The sequence below is a fragment of the Enterobacter bugandensis genome, assembly GCF_900324475.1.
GTDB lineage: Bacteria > Pseudomonadota > Gammaproteobacteria > Enterobacterales > Enterobacteriaceae > Enterobacter > Enterobacter bugandensis.
This window is the reverse complement of the sequence record NZ_LT992502.1, coordinates 849,992-874,801: the sequence shown is the minus strand read 5'-3', so window position 1 is coordinate 874,801 and position 24,810 is coordinate 849,992. Positions and strand designations below refer to the sequence as shown.

Annotated in this window: 22 protein-coding genes; 16 read left to right on the top strand and 6 right to left on the bottom strand. The window is 53.7% G+C overall.

The features are described 5' to 3' along the window. Positions 1–168: 168 nt before the first annotated feature. From DG357_RS04210 to hrpB, 6 genes are all read right to left on the bottom strand, one after another. A complete protein-coding gene (locus DG357_RS04210) occupies positions 169–1,173 on the bottom strand; it encodes a fimbrial protein (RefSeq protein ID WP_080351183.1) in 1,005 nt (334 codons plus the stop codon). 8 nt (positions 1,174–1,181) lie between these two features. Next, complete coding sequence (locus DG357_RS04205) at positions 1,182–3,662, bottom strand: fimbria/pilus outer membrane usher protein (RefSeq protein ID WP_088204386.1); 2,481 nt, start codon at positions 3,660–3,662, stop codon at positions 1,182–1,184. Positions 3,663–3,681: 19 nt separating this feature from the next. Then, positions 3,682–4,395, bottom strand: coding sequence for a fimbrial biogenesis chaperone (locus tag DG357_RS04200; protein ID WP_041911205.1), 714 nt, complete (start codon positions 4,393–4,395; stop codon positions 3,682–3,684). A gap of 43 nt (positions 4,396–4,438) precedes the next feature. After that, the gene (locus DG357_RS04195) at positions 4,439–5,011 is read right to left on the bottom strand and encodes a fimbrial protein (protein WP_088204385.1); all 573 of its coding nucleotides are present in this window, start codon (positions 5,009–5,011) and stop codon (positions 4,439–4,441) included. Positions 5,012–5,344: 333 nt separating this feature from the next. Then, positions 5,345–7,870 carry a bifunctional glycosyl transferase/transpeptidase gene (gene mrcB / locus DG357_RS04190; protein ID WP_088204384.1) on the bottom strand — a complete coding sequence of 842 codons (2,526 nt, stop codon included), beginning with the start codon at positions 7,868–7,870 and terminating at the stop codon, positions 5,345–5,347. 145 nt (positions 7,871–8,015) lie between these two features. Then, positions 8,016–10,445, bottom strand: coding sequence for an ATP-dependent helicase HrpB (gene hrpB, locus DG357_RS04185; protein ID WP_088204383.1), 2,430 nt, complete (start codon positions 10,443–10,445; stop codon positions 8,016–8,018). A 73-nt stretch (positions 10,446–10,518) separates the two neighbouring features. Between hrpB and thpR the strand changes: the two genes are divergently transcribed. From thpR to DG357_RS04105, 16 genes are all read left to right on the top strand, one after another. After that, positions 10,519–11,073, top strand: coding sequence for an RNA 2',3'-cyclic phosphodiesterase (gene thpR / locus DG357_RS04180; protein WP_047367352.1), 555 nt, complete (start codon positions 10,519–10,521; stop codon positions 11,071–11,073). Next, positions 11,063–11,767: a DNA/RNA nuclease SfsA gene (gene sfsA / locus DG357_RS04175; protein ID WP_041911210.1), complete on the top strand. Its 705-nt coding sequence runs from the start codon at positions 11,063–11,065 to the stop codon at positions 11,765–11,767. The genes thpR and sfsA overlap by 11 nt, the downstream gene beginning before the upstream one ends. 176 nt (positions 11,768–11,943) lie before the next feature. Further along, entirely contained in the window at positions 11,944–12,399 is a 456-nt protein-coding gene (gene dksA, locus DG357_RS04170) for an RNA polymerase-binding protein DksA (protein ID WP_013095632.1), read from the top strand. Between the two features lie 59 nt (positions 12,400–12,458). Beyond that, a complete protein-coding gene (gene gluQRS / locus DG357_RS04165; RefSeq protein ID WP_088204382.1) occupies positions 12,459–13,349 on the top strand; it encodes a tRNA glutamyl-Q(34) synthetase GluQRS in 891 nt (296 codons plus the stop codon). A 42-nt stretch (positions 13,350–13,391) separates the two neighbouring features. Beyond that, positions 13,392–14,789 carry a polynucleotide adenylyltransferase PcnB gene (pcnB, locus tag DG357_RS04160; RefSeq protein WP_028015552.1) on the top strand — a complete coding sequence of 466 codons (1,398 nt, stop codon included), beginning with the start codon at positions 13,392–13,394 and terminating at the stop codon, positions 14,787–14,789. Further along, positions 14,786–15,265 (top strand): 2-amino-4-hydroxy-6-hydroxymethyldihydropteridine diphosphokinase, encoded by a 480-nt coding sequence (gene folK, locus DG357_RS04155; RefSeq protein WP_047367349.1) that lies wholly within the window; start codon positions 14,786–14,788, stop codon positions 15,263–15,265. The genes pcnB and folK overlap by 4 nt, the downstream gene beginning before the upstream one ends. Before the next feature lie 123 nt (positions 15,266–15,388). Continuing rightward, positions 15,389–16,180, top strand: a complete 792-nt coding sequence (gene panB / locus DG357_RS04150) for a 3-methyl-2-oxobutanoate hydroxymethyltransferase (protein ID WP_045259479.1) — start codon at positions 15,389–15,391, stop codon at positions 16,178–16,180. Between the two features lie 11 nt (positions 16,181–16,191). Continuing rightward, complete coding sequence (gene panC, locus DG357_RS04145; RefSeq protein ID WP_088204381.1) at positions 16,192–17,043, top strand: pantoate--beta-alanine ligase; 852 nt, start codon at positions 16,192–16,194, stop codon at positions 17,041–17,043. A gap of 32 nt (positions 17,044–17,075) precedes the next feature. Continuing rightward, positions 17,076–17,456 carry an aspartate 1-decarboxylase gene (panD, locus tag DG357_RS04140; RefSeq protein ID WP_003856284.1) on the top strand — a complete coding sequence of 127 codons (381 nt, stop codon included), beginning with the start codon at positions 17,076–17,078 and terminating at the stop codon, positions 17,454–17,456. A 399-nt stretch (positions 17,457–17,855) separates the two neighbouring features. Then, the gene (locus DG357_RS04135; protein WP_048961416.1) at positions 17,856–18,443 is read left to right on the top strand and encodes a fimbrial protein; all 588 of its coding nucleotides are present in this window, start codon (positions 17,856–17,858) and stop codon (positions 18,441–18,443) included. A gap of 62 nt (positions 18,444–18,505) precedes the next feature. Further along, entirely contained in the window at positions 18,506–19,243 is a 738-nt protein-coding gene (locus DG357_RS04130) for a fimbrial chaperone (RefSeq protein ID WP_088204380.1), read from the top strand. A 65-nt stretch (positions 19,244–19,308) separates the two neighbouring features. Further along, positions 19,309–21,888 carry an outer membrane usher protein gene (locus DG357_RS04125; RefSeq protein WP_048961414.1) on the top strand — a complete coding sequence of 860 codons (2,580 nt, stop codon included), beginning with the start codon at positions 19,309–19,311 and terminating at the stop codon, positions 21,886–21,888. 13 nt (positions 21,889–21,901) lie between these two features. Then, a complete protein-coding gene (locus tag DG357_RS04120) occupies positions 21,902–22,480 on the top strand; it encodes a fimbrial protein (protein ID WP_047367345.1) in 579 nt (192 codons plus the stop codon). 23 nt (positions 22,481–22,503) lie between these two features. After that, entirely contained in the window at positions 22,504–23,061 is a 558-nt protein-coding gene (locus DG357_RS04115) for a fimbrial protein (RefSeq protein ID WP_088204379.1), read from the top strand. Continuing rightward, the gene (locus DG357_RS04110; protein ID WP_309264704.1) at positions 23,061–23,693 is read left to right on the top strand and encodes a fimbrial-like protein; all 633 of its coding nucleotides are present in this window, start codon (positions 23,061–23,063) and stop codon (positions 23,691–23,693) included. The genes DG357_RS04115 and DG357_RS04110 overlap by 1 nt, the downstream gene beginning before the upstream one ends. 34 nt (positions 23,694–23,727) lie before the next feature. After that, the gene (locus DG357_RS04105) at positions 23,728–24,810 is read left to right on the top strand and encodes a fimbrial protein StkG (RefSeq protein ID WP_047367342.1); all 1,083 of its coding nucleotides are present in this window, start codon (positions 23,728–23,730) and stop codon (positions 24,808–24,810) included.

Here is a 24,810-nt window from a genome sequence, read left to right as displayed (position 1 = left end):
AAACGAGAATTATTATTATGACCGCAGAATAATATGCGAAACGCTGGTTGCATAGCAAGCAGTAAGCGGCCCTACAAGATTTAAGGGTTTAAGAATTAACCAGATGAAAAGAGAGGGTTAACGAAGTTAGTGAAATGATCCTTAGCCCGCCAGAGCGGGCAGGATGAATCAACGGTAAAAGAGCTCGAACGTCGCGACAGAATCGACTTTGCCGGCTTTTATCTCCCCCGTCCTGACGTAGCGAGCCTTGAGTGGGATCTCGACAGGAACGTTGTCCTGCGTGCCGGTTATCGCCGTATAGTTCCGATCGAACTGCAGTACAGTATCATTCTGGTCAAGGATCTGAATGCCGACGCCTTCAGCGGCGGAATCTCCGGAGGCGATCCCCAAAATATTGCCGTTCGTGACGCCCGTTGATCCCGCGCTGGTAAACTGATAATCCACCTTTGTGCCTGCCGCGCAGTCGGTGATCTCAATCTTAAAGCTGCCGTCCGTGAGGATGTCAGAGTATTGGCCGCTAAAGTCCTGGGTATTGACCGTTTTCAGCGGCACATAGATGTTGCGATTGACCAGGTTACAGGTGTTTGTGGTGATGCGAATAGTGGTGGGAGAGAAGCGCATTTCACCGATCGGCGCGTTGCCCATGATATCCATTGAGGTTAACCGTGAGGTATCAAGATCGCCCTCCTGGATAGCGCCCGTGACGACCAGCTGGGCAGCGGCGCGAAATACAGATGTACTTGTCGAAGAGCCGTGGATCGATCCCAGAAATTGCATGGGCCGGACTAAATCCTGTTCAGTGTAACCGGGAAGCCGTTCGGTCGATGACGCCGCACGGATGCCAATACCCGGCACGTTGGTCTGATAAACCCCGCTCATCACACCTTCGCGCGCATCCGCATCCGTGAGGTACAAATACCCGCGTCGAATTTGCGCGTCACCGCTACAATCCACCGTCACCGCTTTACTCTCGACGCTGGCGTCATAAAGCACGGTGCCGACGGGCGTGTCGGGGGCGACAATAATGACCGGGGGAAGCTGAAACGTCACCACGGCATCCGCGTCAGCGCTGCCGTTGAAGGTACAATCTGCCCGGGCTGAATGGCAAAATGCCCCCGCCAGCACAAGCAGTACCGGTGGCAGAAATGTGTTAACGATACGTCGTAGGTTCATGAGATACCTCAGTTAAGGCAGTTGACCGTGGCTTTCACGATCCCTGCCGCGCTGTGCGAGGGAAGATCCAGCGTCCCGTGACACTGCCGATCGCGCTCTTCTCCCCACTGCACGCTAAACGTTGTTTTGCCGGACAGCCCTGTCAGGTAAACCTCCCCATCATCGCCCACGATGGCCGTGGTGTTGTCCAGCGCCACCAGGGCACCAAACGGCACGGGCTTACCCGCGTAGAGCAAGGTCACCAGCGCGCGTCGTCCCACGCGCGCGTCGAACGTGGCCGGCACTGCCGCCCCTTTCGTCGGCACGAGATCCAGCGTTGCCGCGTCGATATCAATATCTTCCCGATCCTGCGTATTCACGGTGATGATGTTGTGCCGGTAGGCCGTCAGAGAAGGAACAATCGCGTTACCAAAACGGTCCGTCGTGATGCCGCGCCCGTTTTGCACTTTGACGTTATCACCATCTTTAATGTGCACAATGGCGAAGGCGTCGCGTACGGGTTGACCCAGCGTCACGCCATGCTCGTGAGCAACGATTGACCCCTGAGCGCTGTAGTTCCACTGCCGATTGTTACCACCGTAGCTGTACCCCATCCCTACCTCACCGGAAGCCCCGCGATAACGCCCGGACAGGCTGCCGCCGTAACCCGTATCCTGGTTGGCATAGGTCTGCTGGAGGTTGTAGCTCAGCTTATTGTCCTCCAGCGCGGTACCGCCAAGCCCAACCTGATGCGAGACAAATCCGCCACTGGAGGTATTGGTACTGTAGGTTGCCCAGGAATTCGGCAGCCACTTTGATAACGGAATGTTGACCGTCAACGCCATTTGCCGGTCGGTATCGGCATCTGGCGTGCGGGTCAGGTTGTAACTTATCGACCAGGTGATGTCGCGCCAGCTGGAGCTGAACCCCGCGCTGACGCTACGCTCATGGCCGTCCATATCCCAGTAGTCCTGCTGATAGCCGTTGAGATAGGCCGAGCCCCAGTCAGAAACCCGCTGGGAAAGGTTGAGCTGCATGCGGCTACGGCGGTTATTAGTTCTGCGGTAGGTATAAATGCCGTCATCGATTTCGCTGTCACGCTGATCGATAGCTTCCTGAAAGGTATAGAACCCCGATGTGGAGTAGCGATAGCTGGCAAGCGTGATGGTGGTATCCGTATCTGGAATATCTTTTGAATACTGCGCCCGCCAGGATAAACCACTGGCATCGTCACGCCCGTCATCAAACGCGGTACGCGCGGCCGTGAGGTCGACAGAGGCGGAGCCGAAATGCCCCAGATCGGCACCGAGCCCCAGCAGCAGCGCGTGATACAGTGATGAACCCAGCGCGCCGGTATACGCCGTGACGCCGTAAGGCAGACCATAGATGGCTGTGCCTTGCGCAAAGGTGGGTTCGTCTTCACCTTCATTACCGCGATAGCGCCCTGCGGCCAGCGAATACTTAAAGCCGCCTTCCCGCTGTAACACCGGCACCGACGCGCTGGCCTGGATGAAGCTATGTTCGCTGCCGTCCGCCTCTTCGACAGTCACTTCCAGATCGGCTCCGGATGTTACCTGGCTTAAATCGCGGATCTCAAACGGCCCCGGCGAGACGTTTGTCTGATAGATTGTGTAGCCGTTTTGCTTGATAGTGACTTTCGCATCGCTATTGGCAATACCGCGCACGACGGGCGCAAAGCCCTGCTGACTAACAGGCAGCATAGAAGTATCCGTTTCCAGCTTCACGCCGGTCATCTGGACGCTGTCAAAAAGTTCACCATTGGTATATGTCTGACCAATCTCAAGCTGGCTTTTCAGCGTTTTGATGTCGCGTTGTAACGTGCTGGCAATGCCCTCCCAGCCGGAAGCGTCGCTCCAGGTGCTGTTATTCCGCAGCCGCCACGCCCCAAGGTTAATCCCCGACTCCAGGCCAAGCCAGGTCGAAGAGGTTTTGCCCGAACTGTAGTGCTGCTGAGAACCGCTGAGTTGATAGCTTGTCCAGGCGGCAGGCGCGCCGTCATCCCAGAATTTTGGATGTATCGCGCCAGCGGCAGCATGGTCGCGATACGCCTGCGGGATGACCAGCTTCAGGGTCTGGTCATCCTGATTGTATTCGTAACGGGCATTTTCAATGAAATGGGAGATATCGCGGACATAAGCGCCGTCATCCAGATCTTTTAAGTCCGGGATCGTGTCGACTTTCACGCCGTAATCGCGCAGGTCCGCTTTCGTCAGCTCCGGCAGCAGGCGCTGTTTATCGTCAGACAGCACGAAAGCGATGGGACGTTTATCCACTACATCCCGATCCCACATAACAGTCGTAAGGTAGCTTCCGGCAAGTAGCCCGTTATCGTTAATGAAGTTTTTTAATGTAGAGGTATTTTCGAGGGGCGTATCCAGCTCAAGGATCCGCAGGTTAAATTCGTCATCAGCACAGGCAGGCTGGATCGCGGCGAGCAGCGTCAGCGCGATCCCGTACAGTACCTGTTTGTGAAGCAGAGATGACGACATAAAATACCAACATGATGATTTAAAGAGCCTGCTTGCGCTGTGGGGTTTGCCCACCGAAATCATTGATTGCCGTCCAGGTCACCGCGCCCTTTGCTGAATTCGGTAACGCGAAACGCTGCTCACTGAACGGAGCCACCATCATTGAAATGGCGCCTGGCGTGGTTTTGGTCTCTTTCACCGGAACACTTTTCCCACCAACGGCAAGCTCGCCAAACGAGACGTAAAACGGGGTCGGGTTGTTTGCAATTAGCGTGTCGCCCTGACGCTGGAATGTGATTTTTGCGTAGGCTTCCAGGGCATCGCTTTCCTTCAGCTGAGCCGGACGCCAGAAAAGCTTCAGGCGCGTTTTCATCGCAAATTGCAGCGTGTTTTTCTCTTTCAGCTCCGGCGAGAGTGCCGATACGGATTTAACGTTTGCCAGAAACAGAGATTCCCGGTCTGCGGGCAGGCTTTTTTTATCGCCGGTAAAAATAACGTGCAAAAGGGTTTGACGATTTTCCTGCAATTTGTAAACAGGAGGAGTAATAATAAATGGCGCTTTCGCATCATTGGGGTAACTGACCCAGCTTTGCACCAGATAACGTGTATGCGGATCTTTATTTTTAAGTGCTATCTGAACTTCTGATTTATTCGATGGATAAATAATTCGCGTACCACCGAGAACAACACTTGCCTGTACTGAACAGCAGGAAATAATTAAACAACCACATAACAATTTAAATAAAGTCTTCATACAATGTTCCAAAAAGGCAGCCGTTCAGGCTGCCCGTCATTGCTTAGCGATAGACAACCTCAAATGTTGCAGAGGAGGAGTAATGGCCCGCGGTTGGCGCGGTATCCCCCACCTGAATCACTTTCGCGGTGTAGTTAAAGACAGAAGCCGTTGCCCCGGTCGCGTCGTTATTCACATCGGTACCCGTATCCGGTACTGAACCGTCGAAAACAACATCGCCTTTAGCGCCGTTCTCATTGCTAACGATGATGCCAACGTTGGTCGCATTGCCTGCGCCAGTCAGATCGTTCTTCAAGCGCTTGTTAGCGGCGTCTGTTGTCGTGCCGCTAAACTTGAGGTTCAGTTTAGCGACCAGCGGGTCACATTTTTTCACTTCAATCTTAAAGGCTTTTGAGGTGCCAACCGTACCGTCAGCGCCAAAATCCGAAGGATAGGTATCTGCGAAAGTGACGGTGGAAGCGTTAGTCCCTGTGCCATCAACGTTAATTTCACAGGTATCGGCAACAATTTTTCCGGCGAAGTTCACCGTACCGGAATCGTTTGATGCAAATACAGGCAGAGACAGCGCGGCCATAACGCTTCCGGCTAAAAATGTAGAGACAATTTTTTTGTTCATGAAAAATATCCTTATATTTGACAATTGTGGCATCCATTCGCACTACAAATATTTTGAGTCGAAATGTTATCCAGCATGTTACACATGACTGACTAAATAGGAATATCCTTTGAGCCAGTGAATTTCTTATGGCGATTACATCAGATTATTCTTCATTGTGTCCAGAGAGGATAAAGTCACGCAACATGTAGAAGATTTCAAATGCATGTTTTAGATGAAAAAAATGAGGACTTAAAAATTCTAAATTAGATATTTAATTTTTTTAAAAATTGCAGAATGTAAAAAACAAAAAAGCCGCTTTATATTAAAGCGGCTTTTTATTCAGGGAATTAATTAATTCCCACCAAACATATCCTTGATCCAACCGGCCACGCCATCACTGTCTTTCTTCTCGTTCTGCTGCTGGGCCGGTTGTTGCTGCGGCTGCTGCGGCTGAGAAGATTGATCGAACGGGTTGCCCGTTGGCTGTTCAGGCTGGCTCTGCTGGCACAGTGAGTCCGGGTTGGTCGTCCAGACCGGGAGGGTTCGCATCCCGCCGCCGCAGATAAAGTTCCCGGAACCATCCACGCCCATATCGACGATATCTTCCGGCGCGACCAGGTTCAGCGGCACAGGTGACTGGTTCGCCAGGTAGCGCTGGTAAATCGACATCGCCCCGCTCGCCCCGTAAAGTTTGGTCGGCTGGTTGTTGTCACGACCTACCCAGGTGATCACCACTTCACGGCCATCAATACCGGCAAACCAGGTATCGACGTTGTTGTTGGTGGTCCCGGTTTTACCCGCCAGATGCAGACCAGGATACTTCGCCCCCAGCTGACGACCGGTACCGCGCTGCACAACCTGCTGCATCGTCCACAGCGTCATGTAGGCCGCCTGCGCAGGAACGGCACGTTCAGCCTGCGGGAAGCTCTGATACAGCACGGAGCCATCTTCGGCAATCACCGAACGCAGGGCAGAGAGCGGTGCGCGGTTACCCCCGCTGGCAATGGTCTGGAACGCCTGCGCCACTTCGATCGGCGTCAGGTTAAGCGCCCCCAGAATCATCGCCGGAACAGGGTGCAGCTGATCTTTCGGTACGCCCAGCTTCTGCCAGGTGTCGACAATGGCCGGCAGGCCCAGCGCCATACCGAGGTTAACCGTAGGTACGTTCATGGAGCGGGTTAACGCGTCCACCAGCATCACCTGGCCGCTGAACTGTTTATCATCGTTCTGCGGTGACCAGACCTGGCCGTTAGGCTGACGCAGGGAGATTGGCGCATCGGCGATCCAGGTGTTCAGGCGATACAAATTCGGCTGGCTCAGCGCGGTGAGATAGGTCGCTGGTTTAGCCAGAGAGCCAATCGAACGACGCGCCTGCATGGCACGGTTGTAGCCCGCATACTGCGGCTCTGCGCCGCCCACCATCGCGCGCACTTCGCCGGTGTTACGGTCAACCACCACCATCGCGGTTTCCAGATCGCTCAGCTTGCGCTGTTTCTTCAGCGCCGGGATCCCTTCCACCGCCGCTTTTTCTGCAGCGTCCTGGGCTACCGAGTCAAAGGTTGTGAAGATCTTCACGCCGGAGAGATCTTTGACTTTATCACCGAGCTTGCTTTGCAGCTCCTGGCGCACCATCTGCATGAAAGCAGGCTGCGGAGAGATCACCCCACCGCGCGGCTGCACGCCCAGCGGACGTGCGCTAAGCATGTCGTATAATTCCTGGTCAATCACCTGCTGCTGTTGCAGCAGACGCAGTACCAGGTTACGACGCTCCAGCGCCAGTTTCGGGTTGCGCCACGGGTTATAAATGGACGCCCCTTTCACCATGCCCACCAGCAGCGCCTGCTGGTCAAGGCTGAGCTCTTCCACCGGACGGCCAAAGTAGTACAGGCTCGCCAGCGGGAAGCCGCGGATCTCGTTATCGCCGCTCTGGCCGAGGTACACCTCGTTCATGTAAAGCTCAAGGATACGATCCTTGCTGTAGCGCGCATCCATCAGCACGGCCATGTACGCTTCGTTGGCTTTACGCCAGTAAGAACGCTCGCTGGAGAGGAACAGGTTCTTCACCAGCTGCTGGGTAAGCGTACTCGCCCCCTGCACGGTACGGCCCGCAGTCAGGTTCGCCAGCACCGCACGACCGATGGAGTAGAGACTGATACCGTCGTGCTCGTAGAAATGGCGGTCTTCAGTTGCCAGCAGGGTATCCACCAGCAGATCCGGGAAGCCGTTACGCGCCACGAACAGGCGCTGTTCGCCATTGGCGGACGAGAGCATGGTGATCAGACGCGGATCAAGACGGAAGAAACCGAACTGGCGGTTATTGTCCATGTTCTCAATGGTTTCCAGCCGATCGCCGTCAAAAGTCAGACGCGCGCGCACCTGCCCCTCTTTGCTGTCCGGGAAGTCGAACGGGCGGCGGATCATCTCAATGCTCTTCGCCTGGACGGTAAATTCGCCCGGGCGGGTCATTTTCGTGACCTGACGATACTGCGTAGCTTGCAGCAGTTTCACCATCTCGTTCTTGCTGATGGACATGTCCGGCTCAAGGTTCACCATGCGACCATACACTGCCGCCGGCAATTGCCAGACTTTCCCGTCGATACGGCTGCGGATCTTCTGATCCAGATAAACGCCGTAAATCGCGATCAGCACAACAAAAACAATGAACAGCTTCAGCAGCAGCCAGAACCAGCCGCGCTTCCCACGAGTCTTACGCCCTTTGCCTTTTCCTTTACGCGGCATGGGTTCTTCATCCTCATAATCGTCTTCATAGTCATCGTCATACTCCTCATCTCTGAGGCGACGACGGCTTACCTTTTCTTTCGCCGGACGCGCGGGTTTTCCCTTACGTCCTATTGGCTCGCGGTCATTCCCCGCCATGCTTTTTCTCCGCAACTTTCAGGCGCAAAGGCCAGATTTTCTTTTCTTTCACAGGCCTGTGAAAGAAGAAATCTCTCAAAATTGGTTTTCTCCCTCTCTCCGTGGGAGAGGGCCGGGGTGAGGGCATCAGGCCGCACTTTCCCCACTACGAATATTTCTTCGTCCGCCGCGTCGGCGCCGTATTCGCCGGATCGTCCGGCCATACGTGTTTGGGGTAGCGCCCCTTCATCTCTTTCTGCACTTCACGGTAGCTTCCCGCCCAGAACGCTCCCAGATCGCGGGTGATCTGCAACGGACGATGCGCAGGCGAGAGCAGCTCAAGCACCAACGGCACCCGCCCTTCCGCAATAGACGGCGTGGTTGCCTCACCAAACATCTCCTGCATCCGAACCGCCAGCGCCGGAGGATTATCCTCATGATAACGAATGGCAATCCGGCTCCCGGTGGGCACAGTGTAATGCCCAGGAAGCTCACTATCCAGACGTTGACGTAATGACCAGTCCAGTAAATTCTGTAACGCGGTCTTAACATCAAGCGCCTTAAGGGCGCGCAGAGAGTGCACGCCGCTCATTTGCGGCAGCAGCCACTGCTCAAGCGTCGCGAGCAGCGTCTCATCATCCACCGCGGGCCAGCCGTATTCCGGTAGCCACTTCGCGGCGCAGTGCAGACGAATGCGATACTGTTCAGCTTCCGGCGTCCAGTTCAGGACGTTAAGGCCCTTTTCCCGAATGCCGTTCAGCATTGCCTGGTGTAACTCTTCTTCCGACGGCTTCGCCAGCGGTTTCGTCCCGAGGATCAGTTTGCCAATCTGACTACGCCGAAACGCCTTTAGCGTCCCCTGAGCGTCATCCCATTCCACGATGTCCGATTGCTGGAGCAACTGCGGGCAGGTACGCGTCAGGGCATCTATGTCCACGGCAATCGCCTGTAAAATACGGGCATCAGGAGACTGGCTGCCCTGAAGCAGGAGCGGCGCGATCAGCCATTCATGTCGCGTCAGGGCATCATCGCTGTCCAGCATCGCCCCCATGCCGTTTGCCAGCTGGTAGCGTCCATCCAGCCCGCGGCGGCGCGCAATCCTGTCCGGGAAGGCCAGCGCCAGAAGGGAGGCAATCTTATCGCCGTCAGGTGAACCGCCCCGGCAGTTCAGGCGTTTGCACAGCTGCTGCGCCCGCTGCTGCCAGTTTCCCTGATTGCGCGAAAACGCCTGCCCCAGATCGCTGCTGCCTCCGCGCGGCGGCTCCTCAAGAATAGCCGCCAGTTTCGCCGCTGTGGCAATTTCATCTTCGCCCTGAGCGGCCACCAGCATCGCCGCCAGACGCGGATCGTTGCCCAGCGCCGCCATTTTCTGACCGCGCGCCGTCAGACGTTCACCTTCCAGCGCGCCAAGCTGGGTGAGCAGGCTGCGCGCGGCGGCGAGATTCACGACAGGCGGTGGATTAAGCCAGGTGAGCTGTTCAGGATCCGGGCAGCCCCAAAGCAGGAGATCCATCACCAGCCCGGAGAGATCGCTTTGTAAAATCTCCGGCGTGCTTTGCTGTGCCGCCCGTTCAGCCTGCTCCGCGCTGGTCAAATGCAGGCAAATACCCGGCTCTAGACGCCCCGCACGGCCCGCGCGCTGCACCATTGACGCCTGACTGATGCGTTGTGTCAGCAGTTTAGTCAGCCCGGTGCGCGGATCAAAGCTCGCCACCCTCTCCTGCGCGCTATCCACCACCAGGCGAATGCCTTCGATGGTTAAACTGGTTTCGGCAATGTTGGTTGCCAGCACGACTTTACGCTGCCCCGCCGGGGCGGGAAGGATGGCTTTACGCTGCTCGGTCAACGACAGGGCGCCATAGAGCGGGCAAAGCAGTACGTCACTGCCCACCCTGGAGGCCAGCCGCTCCTGCACGCGCTGAATCTCCCCCACGCCGGGCAAAAACAGCAGCAGCGAGCCAGGCGACTGGCGAAGCAGGTCAGCAGTGGCAATAGCTACCGCTTCGTCAAAGCGCTGATGGGCAGGAAGCGGCTGATAGCGACGCTCAACAGGAAATGCCCGTCCTTCTGAGCTGATGACCGGCGCATCGGGTAATGCCTGTCGTAGCCGCTCGTTATCCAGCGTCGCCGACATAATCAGCAGCCGCAGATCGTCGCGCAGCCCCTGCTGAACGTCGAGCAACAGCGCGAGGGCCAGATCGGCCTGCAGGCTGCGCTCGTGGAATTCATCCAGGATCACCAGCCCGACGCCGTTCAACTCCGGGTCGTTTTGCAGCATGCGGGTAAGAATGCCCTCGGTGACCACCTCAAGCCGCGTGGACGGGCCGACGCAGGTTTCGGCGCGCATCCGGTAGCCTACCGTTTCACCCGGTTTTTCATTCAGCAGTTCCGCCAGGCGCTGCGCCACGTTGCGCGCGGCCAGCCTGCGCGGCTCCAGCAGGATAATTTTCCCGGCAATCTTCCCCTCTTTAAGGATCTGCAGCGGCAGCCAGGTAGATTTACCCGCCCCCGTAGGCGCGTTAAGCAAAACCTGCGGGGCATGTTGTAAGGCAGCGAGAAGCTCAGGAAGAACGACGGCGACCGGCAATGAGGACACTAACAGCTCCAGAGGGTTAACATTAGTCGGCGTACATTGTAGCATCGGCGCATATCATTACCGAGTCCCCCGTATGTCTGATTCGAAACGGCTGTTTTTTGCCATTGAATTGCCCACCACCCTACAGCGGCAAATCGTTCGCTGGCGCGCGGAACATTTTCCACCGGAAGCGGGCCGACCCGTTGCGGCGGCAAACCTGCACCTGACGCTGGCCTTTTTGGGTGACGTGAGCGCCGAAAAACAGCGGGCATTAGCCGCCATGGCCGGGCGTATTGCCCAGCCGGCGTTTACGCTGCACCTTGACGATGCGGGTCAGTGGCTGCGTTCGCGCGTGGTCTGGCTGGGTACGCGCCAGCCGCCGCGCGGGTTGTTACAGCTCGCCAATATGTTGCGCGCGCAGGCAGCGCGCAGTGGCTGTTACCAGAGCCCGCAGCCGTTTCATCCGCACGTCACGCTCCTGCGCGATGCCGGGCAGGCCGTTGCCATTCCGCCGCCGGGTTTTCACTGGGCTTTTCCGGTTAATGAATTCGCGCTTTATGAATCCGTCTTTGCACGGGGACGCACCCGCTACAGGCCGCTACAGCGCTGGACGTTGGGCGACACCACAAGGAATTCCGATGAAGTTTAGTCCTGCACTCCAGTCCGCCACGCTGATCCAACGCTACAAACGCTTCCTCGCCGACGTAGTGACGCCGGAAGGCGAAGAGCTCACCCTGCACTGCCCCAACACCGGCGCCATGACCGGTTGCGCCGCGCCGGGTGACACGGTCTGGTATTCCACTTCAGAAAATACTAAACGCAAATATCCCCATACCTGGGAAATAACCGAAACGCAAAACGGGGCGTTTATTTGTGTTAATACTCTGCGTGCAAATCAGCTGGTTAAGGAAGCGCTGACGAATGGCGCCATTCCCGAACTGGTGGGTTACGGTACGCATAAAACAGAAGTGAAATACGGCGATGAAGGCAGCAGAATTGACTTCATGTTACAGGCGGAAGGCCGTCCTGAGTGCTATATTGAAGTAAAATCAGTGACGTTAGCGGAACAGGAAAACGGCTTCTTTCCGGATGCGGTAACGCTACGCGGGCAGAAGCATCTGCGAGAGCTAATGAGTGTTGCGGCGGCGGGCAAACGCGCCGTATTGCTGTTTGCGGTGTTGCATACAGCGATTGAACGGTTTTCCCCTGCCCGCCATATCGATCCTAAATACGCACAACTGTTGAATGAGGCACAAAAGCAGGGGGTAGAGGTTTTAGCTTATAAAGCGGAACTTTCTGCCGATAATATGACTCTGAGATCGTCTCTTCCCATTGTCTTATAAGGGATTAGACGATTGATGAATAAGTGTTCTGGCCGCGTGCGCAAATACGCTTTTCCTCACAGGCTTGTCAAGTGTTACGTTTAGATAATTGCCATACGGAAAAGCATCTGCTATTTATAGCGACCTGATTTTTCCCCCAACACGGGGATCGATAGTGCGTGTTAAGGAGAAGCAACATGCAAGAAGGGCAAAACCGTAAAACATCGTCCCTGAGTATTCTCGCCATCGCTGGGGTGGAGCCGTATCAAGAGAAGCCGGGCGAAGAGTATATGAACGAAGCCCAGCTGTCGCACTTCAAGCGTATTCTTGAAGCATGGCGTAATCAACTCAGGGATGAAGTGGATCGCACCGTTTCGCATATGCAGGATGAAGCTGCTAACTTCCCGGATCCGGTAGACCGTGCCGCTCAGGAAGAAGAGTTCAGCCTCGAACTGCGTAACCGTGACCGCGAACGCAAGCTGATCAAAAAGATCGAGAAAACGCTGAAAAAAGTCGAAGACGAAGATTTTGGCTACTGCGAATCCTGCGGTGTTGAAATCGGTATTCGTCGCCTGGAAGCGCGTCCAACCGCCGATCTGTGCATCGACTGTAAAACGCTGGCCGAAATCCGCGAAAAACAGATGGCCGGCTAACGCCAGCGCTGTTTATACACTTCAAAGGCGGGAGTCTCTCCCGCCTTGTTACTGTTGATATGTCTGAATCACACTATATCGGGCGCTTTGCGCCATCTCCTTCCGGTGAATTACACTTCGGCTCATTAATTGCCGCGCTTGGCAGCTACCTGCAGGCTCGCGCCAGTCAGGGTAAATGGCTCGTCCGCATCGAAGATATTGACCCTCCGCGTGAAGTTCCCGGTGCTGCAGACACCATTCTGCGTCAGCTGGAACATTACGGTCTTCACTGGGACGGCGACGTTCTGTGGCAGTCACAACGTCATGAGGCTTATCGGGAACGTCTGGCCTGGCTCAGCGCTCAGGGGCTCTCCTATAACTGCACCTGCACCCGCGCGCGTATCCAGAGCGTGGGAGGTGTGTATGACGGCCACTGCCGCACGCTGAATCTTCCCCCGGAAAATGCCGCCGTACGCTTGCTACAGCGCGCGCCCGTCACCCGCTTCCACGATCGGCTCTCCGGTGAGATTAGGGCGGATGAACGTCTGGCATGTGAAGATTTTATTATTCACCGTCGTGATGGTCTGTTTGCGTATAACCTGGCGGTGGTCGTCGACGATCATTTCCAGGGCGTGACGGAAATTGTGCGCGGGGCGGACCTGGTCGAACCGACCGTACGGCAAATCTCGCTTTATCATCAGTTTGGCTGGACGGTGCCGGATTACATTCATCTGCCGCTGGCGGTCAATGCGCAGGGCATTAAGCTCTCCAAGCAAAACCACGCCCCGGCCCTGCCAGACGGCGATCCGCGTCCTGTTTTGATCGACGCGCTGCGATTTCTCAACCAGAATGTAACCAACGAATGGCAGGTTCTGCGCATTGACGAATTGCTGAAAATAGCCATTGCCAACTGGACGCTCGCGGCAGTGCCAAAAATCCAGCATTCTCAAATGCGTTGCGCTGAGCTATGATTAGCCGCTTTTTTCATAACAAAACACACTACGAGGTGTACCATTTTTACCCGAGTCGCTAATTTTTGCCGTAAAGTGCTAAGCCGCGAAGAGAGCATGGCGAACGACGCTATTGCACAGCCACACATGTCGGTTATTCCGCGTGAGCAGCACAATATTTCCCGCAAAGATATCAGTGAAAATGCCCTCAAGGTACTCTATCGTCTGAATAAAGCGGGCTACGAGGCCTATCTCGTTGGCGGTGGGGTGCGTGATTTATTGCTGGGCAAAAAACCGAAAGATTTCGACGTGACGACCAGCGCCACGCCCGAGCAGGTGCGTAAATTATTCCGCAACTGCCGTCTCGTTGGCCGCCGTTTCCGTCTGGCTCACGTGATGTTTGGGCCGGAAATCATTGAAGTGGCGACCTTCCGCGGCCACCACGAAGCGGGTGCATCCGACCGCACCACGTCACAGCGCGGCCAGAACGGTATGCTGCTGCGCGACAATATCTTCGGCTCTATCGAAGAAGATGCCCAGCGTCGCGACTTCACCATCAACAGCCTTTATTACAGCGTGGCGGATTTCACCGTGCGTGATTACGTCGGCGGCATGCAGGACCTGAAAGAGGGTCTGATCCGCCTGATCGGCACGCCGGAAACGCGCTATCGCGAAGATCCGGTGCGCATGCTGCGCGCCGTGCGTTTTGCCGCCAAGCTGAACATGCGCATCAGCCCGGAAACCGCAGAGCCGATCCCGCGTCTGGCGACGCTGATTAACGACGTGCCGCCTGCCCGCCTGTTTGAAGAGGCGCTGAAGCTGCTGCAGGCCGGCTACGGGTTCGAAACCTACAATCTGCTGCGCGAATACAACCTGTTCCAGCCACTGTTCCCGACCATTACCCGTTACTTCACCGAAAACGGCGACAGCCCAATGGAGCGGATGATTGCGCAGGTGCTGAAAAATACTGACACCCGCATCCATAACGATATGCGCGTGAACCCGGCATTCCTGTTTGCGGCAATGTTCTGGTACCCGCTGCTGGAAACGGCTCAAAGAATCACCCAGGAGAGCGGCCTCGCCTATTACGATGCCTTCGCGCTGGCCGCGAACGATGTATTGGACGAAGGGTGCCGCACGCTGGCTATCCCAAAACGCATTACCACGCTGGTGCGCGACATCTGGCAGCTTCAGCTGCGCATGTCCCGCCGTCAGGGCAAACGTGCCTGGAAGCTGATGGAGCATCCAAAGTTCCGCGCCGCCTTCGACCTGCTGTCGCTGCGTGCGGAAACTGAACGCAATCAGGAGCTGCAGCGCCTGGCGCAGTGGTGGGCCGAATTCCAGGTTTCCGCCCCGCCGGAGCAGAAAGATATGCTGACCGGGCTGGATGAAGAACCTGCCCCGCGTCGCCGTCATCGTCGTCCGCGCAAACGCGCACCGCGTCGTGAAGGGACAGCATGACCCTTGCGTATATCGCCATCGGCAGCAATTTAGCCTCTCCGCTGGAGCAGGTGAATGCTGCCGTACAGGCGCTGGGTGAGATCCCGCAAAGCCGTATCGTGGCGGTCTCCTCCTTTTACCGCACGCCGCCGCTAGGCCCGCAGGATCAGCCTGATTATCTGAACGCCGCCGTGGTGCTGGAAACATCCCTCGATGCCGAAACGCTGCTGGACAACACTCAGCGCATCGAACTGCAGCAGGGGCGCGTACGCAAAGCCGAACGCTGGGGGCCGCGCACGCTTGATCTCGATATTATGCTGTTCGGCCATGAGGTGATTAACACTGAACGCCTCACCGTACCGCATTACGACATGAAAAATCGTGGCTTTATGCTCTGGCCGCTCTTTGAAGTGGCGCCCGATCTCACCTTCCCGGAAGGCATCCCGCTCAAGGCCGTTCTGGACAACCTGAACGCGGAAAGACCCGCTCGCTGGTGATCCTCTTCCCTCACCGGTTGACCACAGAATAATTGTGGTTAATCGGTTGCCTAAAATCATTGTTCCCTCGAATGTTACTGTTAGAATGCGCAAAGATTCGCTTTTGGGCTATCAGGAAACAATATGAAACCAACCACCATCTCCTTACTGCAGAAATGCAAACAGGAAAAAAAACGCTTCGCCACCATCACCGCGTATGACTACAGCTTCGCCAAACTGTTTGCCGAAGAGGGTATCAACGTCATGCTGGTCGGAGATTCGTTAGGGATGACGGTACAAGGACATGATTCCACCCTGCCGGTCACGGTCGAAGATATTGCATATCACACCCGTGCGGTACGCCGCGGTGCGCCAGGCTGCCTTCTGCTTTCCGACCTGCCGTTTATGGCCTATGCCACGCCAGAGCAGGCATTTGAAAACGCGGCGGCAGTGATGCGCGCTGGCGCTAACATGGTCAAAATTGAAGGCGGCGCCTGGCTGGTGGAGACGGTGAAAATGCTCACCGAACGCGCCGTGCCGGTGTGTGGTCATTTGGGCCTGACCCCGCAGTCCGTCAACATCTTTGGCGGGTATAAGGTGCAGGGCCGCGGCGACGCAGCGCAGACGCTGTTTGAGGATGCCCTGGCGCTGGAAGCCGCAGGCGCCCAGCTGCTGGTGCTGGAGTGCGTGCCGGTTGAGCTGGCGAAACGCATCACCGACGCACTCTCCATTCCGGTGATTGGTATTGGTGCAGGCAACGTGACCGACGGTCAGATTCTGGTGATGCACGACGCCTTTGGTATTACTGGCGGGCATATCCCGAAGTTTGCCAAAAATTTCCTCACTGAAGCGGGCGACATGCGCGCTGCGGTCAGGCAGTATATTGCCGACGTTGAATCCGGTGTTTACCCGGGTGAAGAACACAGTTTCCATTAAGGAGTCTCGTTGTGCTAATCATTGAAACCCTGCCGCTGCTTCGCCAGCATATCCGCCGCGCGCGTCAGGAAGGTAAACGTATCGCACTGGTCCCGACCATGGGCAATCTGCATGACGGCCACATGAAGCTCGTCGACGAAGCCCGTGCGCGAGCAGATATCGTGGTGGTCAGTATCTTCGTGAACCCCATGCAGTTTGACCGCGCCGACGATCTGGCACGCTATCCGCGCACCCTGCAGGAAGATTGCGAGAAGCTCAAAAAACGCCACGCGGATATCGTCTTCTCACCTGCACCGGCGGACGTTTACCCGCAGGGTACCGAAGAGGCGACCTACGTTGACGTCCCGGGCATTTCCACCATGCTGGAAGGAGCAAGCCGTCCGGGCCACTTCCGCGGCGTCTCCACCATCGTCAGCAAGCTATTTAACCTGGTGCAGCCGGACGTTGCCTGCTTCGGTGAGAAAGATTTCCAGCAGCTGGCGCTGATCCGCAAGATGGTTGCTGACATGGGTTACGATATTGAGATCGTCGGCGTACCGATTGTGCGTGCGAAAGACGGTCTGGCGCTCAGCTCGCGGAATGGTTACCTGACCGCCGAACAGCGTAAAATCGCGCCGGGCCTGAGCAAGGTTATGAACACCATGGCAGAGCAGATGCTGGCAAAAGAGTTAACAGCAGAAGAGATTATTGCCCTTGCCGAGCAGGCGCTTAACGATAAGTGCCTTCGTGCTGACGACGTACAAATTCGTGATGCTGATACGCTGCTGGAATTAACTCAGAACAGCAAGCGCGCAGTCATCCTGGTGGCGGCATGGCTCGGCCAGGCACGCCTGATTGACAATAAAGTGGTTGAGCTGGCGTAGTTCTTCGCCCTTGATAATTAAAGGTAAACGTAATGATTCGCAAAATGCTGCAAGGTAAGCTTCACCGTGTGAAAGTCACGCAGGCCGACCTGCACTATGAAGGCTCCTGCGCCATTGACCAGGATTTTCTCGACGCGGCGGGTATCCTTGAAAACGAAGCGATTGATATCTGGAACGTGAACAACGGTAAACGCTTCTCTACTTATGCGATTGCCGCCGAGCGCGGTTCTAAAATCATCTCCGTTAACGGCGCTGCGGCGCACTGTGCGGACGTGGGCGACATTGTGATCATCGCCAGCTTCGTGATGATGTCTGACGAAGAAGCCCGCCGCTGGCAGCCTAAAGTGGCCTACTTCGAAGGCGACAATGAAATGAAGCGCACCGCAAAGGCGATTCCGGTTCAGGTTGCCTGATTCCAACAAGGAGCGGAACCCTCTGGATCCGCTCCTTAACAGGAAAAAACACATCATTGTGAATTATGTAAATAGCATCTCTTTACTCATTTCTCTTATTTTCACCTCTCTTTTCGCGTCTCCTTTCTTAAATAAACATTCCCCTCAGTTATATACGAAGGGAAAATGATCAATGCCATTAATAATCCAAGCCTGCCAATAGCATATCAACGCAATAAAAAATAACTCCCAGTGTTTTTTTTGAGATCATTTTCAAGATCTTTTTCAATGACTTATCAATCTTTAATTTTTTCTAATTATAACTTTTAGTAATTCTAAATACCCAACGTATACAGAGATCCCTATCATCATTTTGCTTGTATTAAATCATTACAATGTTTTTTAAATGGAATTTCAATTATGTTAAAAAAAACGTTATTAGCTTCAGCTGTAGCTTTGTTTGCAGTAGGTTCTTTTTCAGCAATCGCAGATACGGATCTTGGTTTAATCACCTTTGATGGTGCGGTAACAGACACAACATGTAATATTTCCACCTCTAATGGTGAATCACAAAGCAATATTACTATTACCTTACCCGTCGTTAAAAAATCTGAAGTTGAATCCACAACTATTGATACTGGCGTCGGTTCCAAAAACTTTGAACTGCTGCTCACCAATTGCCCTGAGACATTAAAGAATGCCTCTGCAAGCTTCATGTCAAAAAATATGGGCGCTATTGCGAACGGTACTATTGAACCCGATGCTAACGTACAAGGCTCTGCAACCAACGTTGCACTTGCCCTGTTTAACAATGCCCCAACCGTTTCATCTCGTATTATGGTAGGCCAGCCTGACAATAATACGCAGAAAACAGACCTGAAAGCCGGCTCCGGTAAACTGTTCTACCGTGTTGCTTATGTCCCTGGCTCCAACTGGGTGAAAGATACTAGCCCTGTACAGTCAGGTAAAGTCAGCGCCAACGCTTACTTCACCATGAGCTACGAATAATTTTATTCGTCCTGTTAATGTGCCCAGCCGGGCACATTTTTTCGTATTATTTGAGAGTAGACATGTACTTACTGAATATTAAGAGCGGATTAAAAGCCCTGCTGCTGGCCTCGGTGAGCGTTTTTGCTCTTAACGCCAGTGCAGATATTGTGATTTCCGGCACCCGTGTCATTTATCCAGAATCAGCAAAAGACGTAACGGTGACTATGGATAACCGTGGCACCAGACCTTTACTGGTACAAACCTGGCTCGATGACGGAAGAGATACCACTAATCCTCAAGAGCTGAAACTTCCCTTTATTGTCACGCCTCCTGTATCGCGTGTAGAACCGCAAAAAGGGCAAACGGTCAGAATCACCTGGCTTGGTCAGTCATTGCCAAAAGATAAAGAATCCCTGTTCTGGTTTAACGTTCTGGAAGTTCCGCCAAAGGCAAAGGAAAGCGATACGCAAAGCATGCTTCAGCTGGCATTCCGTACCCGCATAAAACTCTTTTTCCGGCCTACAGGTTTGAAAGGAGAACCGACAGATGCGGCTAAAAATCTTAAATGGACTGAAACCCGTCAAGGTCAAAATATCGTTTTAAGTGCGAAGAATGATTCACCGTATTATGTATCACTGGCGGGGGCAACGCTTATTGCTGGTGCTAAAAGCTACGATATTGAAACGCATTATATTGAACCATTCTCAAGCCAGACTATGAACGTAAAGAATCATAACACCCTGGGGTATAACAAAATCACCTGGCAAGCCATCAATGATTTCGGTGGAATTGATAAATATGAATCCATACAGAATTGATTATTTATCCGCCTCGTATCATTCGGAATAACTATAATTAGCTTAACTCTGGGACAGAGTACATCATGCGGTTTAAACGTTCACTACTATGTTTATCGATAAGTGCGGTATTGCCGTTTTGTGCATTTGCTGCTGAAAATAATAAAGAAGAAGACGTGCAGTTTAACGATCAGTTTCTTTATAACACCGGTACATCAATTGATGTCAGCCGTTTTTCAAAAGGCAACCCTGTTCTTGCCGGGACGTATAAGGTGAAGGTGGTTATTAACGGAAAACCTTCCATTACCACGGATCTTGTGTTTAAGGAGAATGGTACACCGCGCGCCACGCCCTGCATCACGCGTAAACTGCTCACCCAGACAAATGTAGCAACCGAGCAACTTAAACCAGCAGGGGATGATTCCGAAGATACGTGCATCTCTGTGTCAGACGCCTATCCCGGCTCACGTGTGGCTTACGATCCTTCCACGCAGGAGTTGGACCTTTCTATTCCCCAGGCTTTCGTCATTCAGCGCCCGGCGGGATTTGTCGATCCTTCACTTTGGGAAGACGGGATCCCGGCGGCGATGCTCTCCTGGGATCTTAACGGCTGGCATGCGGACACGTCTGATTACAGCACCGATACGGCCTACGCAGGGTTGCGCTATGGAGCAAACCTGGGCCCGTGGCGGCTCCGGGCACGAGGTAATCTGAACTGGGATCGGGATTCCGGTACCCATTACGCCAGCCAGGACATTTATCTCCAGCGTGATATCACGCCGCTGAAAGCACAGTTTATCGCGGGAGACTCCTACACCCGTGGAGATGCTTTCGATTCCATTAGTCTGCGCGGGGCGCGTTTATATAACGATGATCGTATGCTTCCTAATGGCATATCGACTTATGCGCCGGTGATTCGGGGTGTGGCAAACAGCAACGCCAAAGTCACGATCGCCCAGAGCGGAAACACGATTTACGAAACCTCCGTCCCGCCGGGGCCCTTTGAAATCTCAGATCTCAGTACGACGGGTTATGGCAGCGATCTTATCGTCACTGTAGAAGAAGCGGATGGCAGCAAACGTTCCTTCTCGGTCGCGTATTCCTCGGTCGCGCAAATGCTGCGCCCGGGCTACTCCCGATGGGATGTCGGCGTGGGTGAACTGCGTGACGATAACTTACGTGACAAGCCAAAGGTAGGTTACGCCACGGGCTATTATGGATTAACCAATACCTTCACAGGTTATGCGGGTCTGGAGTACACCGATAGCGATTTTTACGCCGCATTGGTGGGTTTGGCGATGAACACCCGCATTGGCGCATTCGCCTTTGATGTCACGCATTCTGATGCCCGGATCGACGGCTTACGGCATCTTAAGGGTGAGAGTTATCGTATCTCCTACAGCAAACTCATGGAAGCCACGAATACCTCTTTCAACGTAGCAGCATACCGGTTTTCGACATCTGACTATCTCAGCCTGAGCGATGCAGCTTCCTTGACCAACGAGATCAAATACCGTGACAGGGAGCTTAACCCTGACCGTGATAACAGCGATGTGTACCAGACTTTCCAGCGCATGAAGAACCAGATCCAGGTGAACATCAGCCAGCCGTTGGCCTTTAACGGCCTTGATTTGGGATCGCTGTATGTCAACTCCACCTGGCAGGACTACTGGAATGAAAGCAGCTCATCAGCGCAGTACTCGGTTGGCCACAGTCAATCGTTAAGCTGGGGAAGTTACAGCCTCTCCGTACAGCGCACCTACAACGAGTTCGGGGAAAAAGATGATAGTGTCTATCTGAGCCTCACAATTCCTTTCGACACGCTGATGGGTAACGGCAAGCGTGCAGGCGGGTTCTCATCCCTCACCACGGGCATCGGCAGCGATCTAAAAGGCGGTGGAAGTTTTAACGCCAGCGCCAACGGCAACACCGAAGATAACCGGTTCAGTTACAGCATCACCGAAAGCACCACGCGTAACGACGATACATTAAATCAGCTAAGCGGTTACGGGAGTTATAACGGCCCGCATGGACCGGTGAGTCTTTCCGTCTCCGCATCCGATGACGATAGCCGACAATATTCCGCCAGCTATAGCGGCGGGATGATCCTGCACTCTGGTGGCATAACACTCGCCCCTGGCAGCATTAGCGAAAGCGATACGCTTGCGCTGATTAAAGCTGAGGGAGCAGAAGGTGCCCGAGTCTCCATCGGTAACGGTGAAATTGGCTCTTCAGGCTATGCCCTTATGCCCTATCTGTCTGCCTACCGTGAAAACAACGTCGGTCTTGATATCAGCGATATGCGCTCTGACGTTGAAGTGAAAAATACCCGTTCCACTACTGTCCCTCGTAGCGGTGCCGTTGTGCTGGTTAATTTTGAGACCGATCAAGGGCGTTCAGTGTTAATGGAACTGACGCGTGACGACGGTGGGTTTATTCCGCTTGGTGCCGATGTTCAAACTGAGCAAGGCGTATCCGTAGGTAGCGTAGGCCAGGCCGGGCAAGCCTGGATTCGCGGAATTGAAGATAAAGGGTTGTTAAAAATCGTCTGGGGAAGTGAGTCCGGCACATCCTGTACTGTCTCCTATCAGATTCCGCCCAATGCGAAAAAGATTGGACCAACAACGCTGCTGACAGGCCAGACCTGCCGCATCACAGTATTATAAAAGGAGTTAGAGCATGCTTTTTAAACCTGGGAAAAAAACAGGATTATGGGTATTAAGTTCGAGTCTGATGGCGCTGTCGCTCGGAACATACGCCGATAATCTCGATATTACCTTTACCGCTAATATCCGTGACACCACCTGCGATATGAAAATTGAAGGTGGCAGCGGTGATGGCTCCAGCAACGTTATTCCCATTGGCACCGACGGCAAGGTACGCCTGGATTACATCATCCTCAAAAATGCCAAAGCAACAACAAATTTTAAACTCAAAATGGTCTCATGCCCTTCGAGTCTGACAAAGCTGAACACGACCATTAGCGGTAGTGCCAGCCCACTGAATACGGCAATTAAAAATTCACTCTCCGGTGAGGGCAGCGCAGAAAATATTGGCGTGGCGATTTCCCGCACCGCCACTCCGGATGCCCCTTTTGTCATTAATTCATCCACTGATACTCAGCGCCTCGTCTGGTCGAGCGGAGAAATAAGTGCTGGCGAAGTTCAACTCCTGGCGACGCTGGTGGAAACTGCAAGCGGGCAAGGCATGACTGGCAACTTTAGCGGTATCGCTACGTTTAATTTCACCTATGAATAACTGGCGCAATACGGAGCGTTAATATGAAAAAGAAAATGACATCACTGGTGTTTGCGATGACTGCCATCCTGCCTTCCGTTTGTTTGAGCGCCATTACGGGTACGACGAGCGTTCAGGCCACCTTTACGTCCACCATTGAAGCCGGAACCTGTAATGCCGAGATTCAGGATGCGAGCGGGGCTCCTATTAGCATTTTGCCGTTTGGCGATGTATTTAAGTCCGATCTGGTGAGCCAGAACCGAACAGGGGCATTCAAAATCGCGTTCACTAACTGTGCCGGGGTCAAAAATGCCTCCGTTCAAGCCACGCCGGGTGCTGGCGGGTCCTGTACTGGCAATGCCAAAAATGGGAACTCATATGAAGCCGGGCATAACGTTGGTTTTGAAATCTGGAAAGGTTCTGTCGACTCAGGTTCCCTGCTGAACTGCGCCACGGCCCCAACTTCTATCGTCAACCTGTCTAACGGGGCGGGAAAATTTGAAATGGATGCGCGCATCGTTATTGCTAAAGATAAAACCATTTCTGACGTGACCACTGGTTCGGTCAGCGCCCCTGTGACTTTTATCGTGACCTATCAATAATGTTTATTAAGACTGATAGCTTAAACAGGATGTTCCACTCCCGCTTAAACTTTAGAAGTGCGATGTTATGGCTCGCCTGCTGTCTGGGGTTTCCCGCAGCAGGTTTTGCCTCGAGCCTGGAGATGGATATGACGGCAAACATCATCAACAATACGTGTCAGGTAAGTATTCCGAATGATGGCAAAGTTATTTTACCGATCGTTGGCAAAGGTTGGTTTTATAACTCCGACGGCAGCCCACGGCTACAACCCGGTGACGCAGCTGGGGGAACTCGCTTCGAAATTCAGCTGAAAAGCTGTGCGGAAAGTGAATCTGGACTGGCAAAAACCCTGCATTTTGAGTTTAAACCTCAAAGTGGGATAGTTATCGGAAGCTCTCAACAGGTGTTCGCCAATGAAATTCCCGCCTCTGGGGGAGGAGCAGAGAACGTCGGCGTTGTGATTTTCTCAGAAAAAGACAATACCAATGTGGTCAATGCGTCAGGAACGTCAGATGTTATTTTTGATGTATCTAACCAAACCGAAAGCCAGTATTTAACAAATTATAATTTCTATGCCCGTTATCAAGACACAGGGATTGTCAGCGCGGGGAAAGTTACCACAAGCGTGCTGGTCAGCGTTACTTACAATTAAAATATACCAAGCATCGGATATAAGGAATTTTTGAATGTGTTATATAGCAGGAGCCGGAACAAGTCATTTCTTCATAAAAGGTGCAGGCCTTGCTTTGTCAATTCTTGCAATAAGTTTTTCTGCATCGGCCGATTTGTATGAATGCAAATTTAATGGTTACAGTGTTCAGCCTATTTCGGATGTCAAAGGTGCAAAGCCCAAGATCGTTCCCCTGGAGAGCGTCAGCGCGCCAACAAAAATAAGCGGCCTTATTGATTTGCAGGTGACTCCGGGCCTCTACTCCTGGTGCTCAATGGGTAGAGATGGCGAGCGCGTCTATCAGAAAACGGACAGTACACTGGTCGTCGGTGGCGTGGACGGAAAAGCACTCTTTAAAACTAACGTAACGGGGATCGCCTATACGCTGGCCATGTACCCGACCAACAACGCTTTTAATGCCTTTTTCCCTTCGACTACAGGAAGTTATGTAGAAACGGCCAATCAGGGGGATAATTCAGATCTGGTTAAAGCAGTATGGTGGTATGCCCGTATGGAATTTTATCAATTACCCTCATATGCTGGCGTGCCCGCAAGCGTCACACAGATTGGTCCAGTGGCCGGGAATATTGGCAATATTGTCGTAGGTAACCCCTGGAGCTCAGATGAAAGTGACCATCCACGTCCGTTAATCACGATACCCGATATGGCCTTCAATGTTCCTGTTGAAAAACCAACCTGCACTCTTACGGCTCCTAAAAGCGTAGATCTGGGGGAGTATGATGTTTCCGATGTCGAGAACGATAACACGCAAAAAGTCTCTGCTACCGTGTCAGGGAATTGCACCAACACACGCAAAATTACGATGAAGTTGACCACCAGCAAGACAACCGGGACTGATGGCTCTTTACTCGCGAACACCGCATCGTCGAATGCGGCAAAAGGCGTGGGCGTGTTGCTGAAGTGGCCGGACAACAGCCTGGCGGTGCCTAATTCAACTAACAACTATGCGACAAAAGGGAACACTATCATCCCGTCATTTAGCGAGTCTCTCACGGCTCAGTTGGTTAAATCTGGTACAGAAAAAGTCACTTCAGGAACGTTCAGCGCCATCGGCACGTTGCAGATCACCTACGAATAG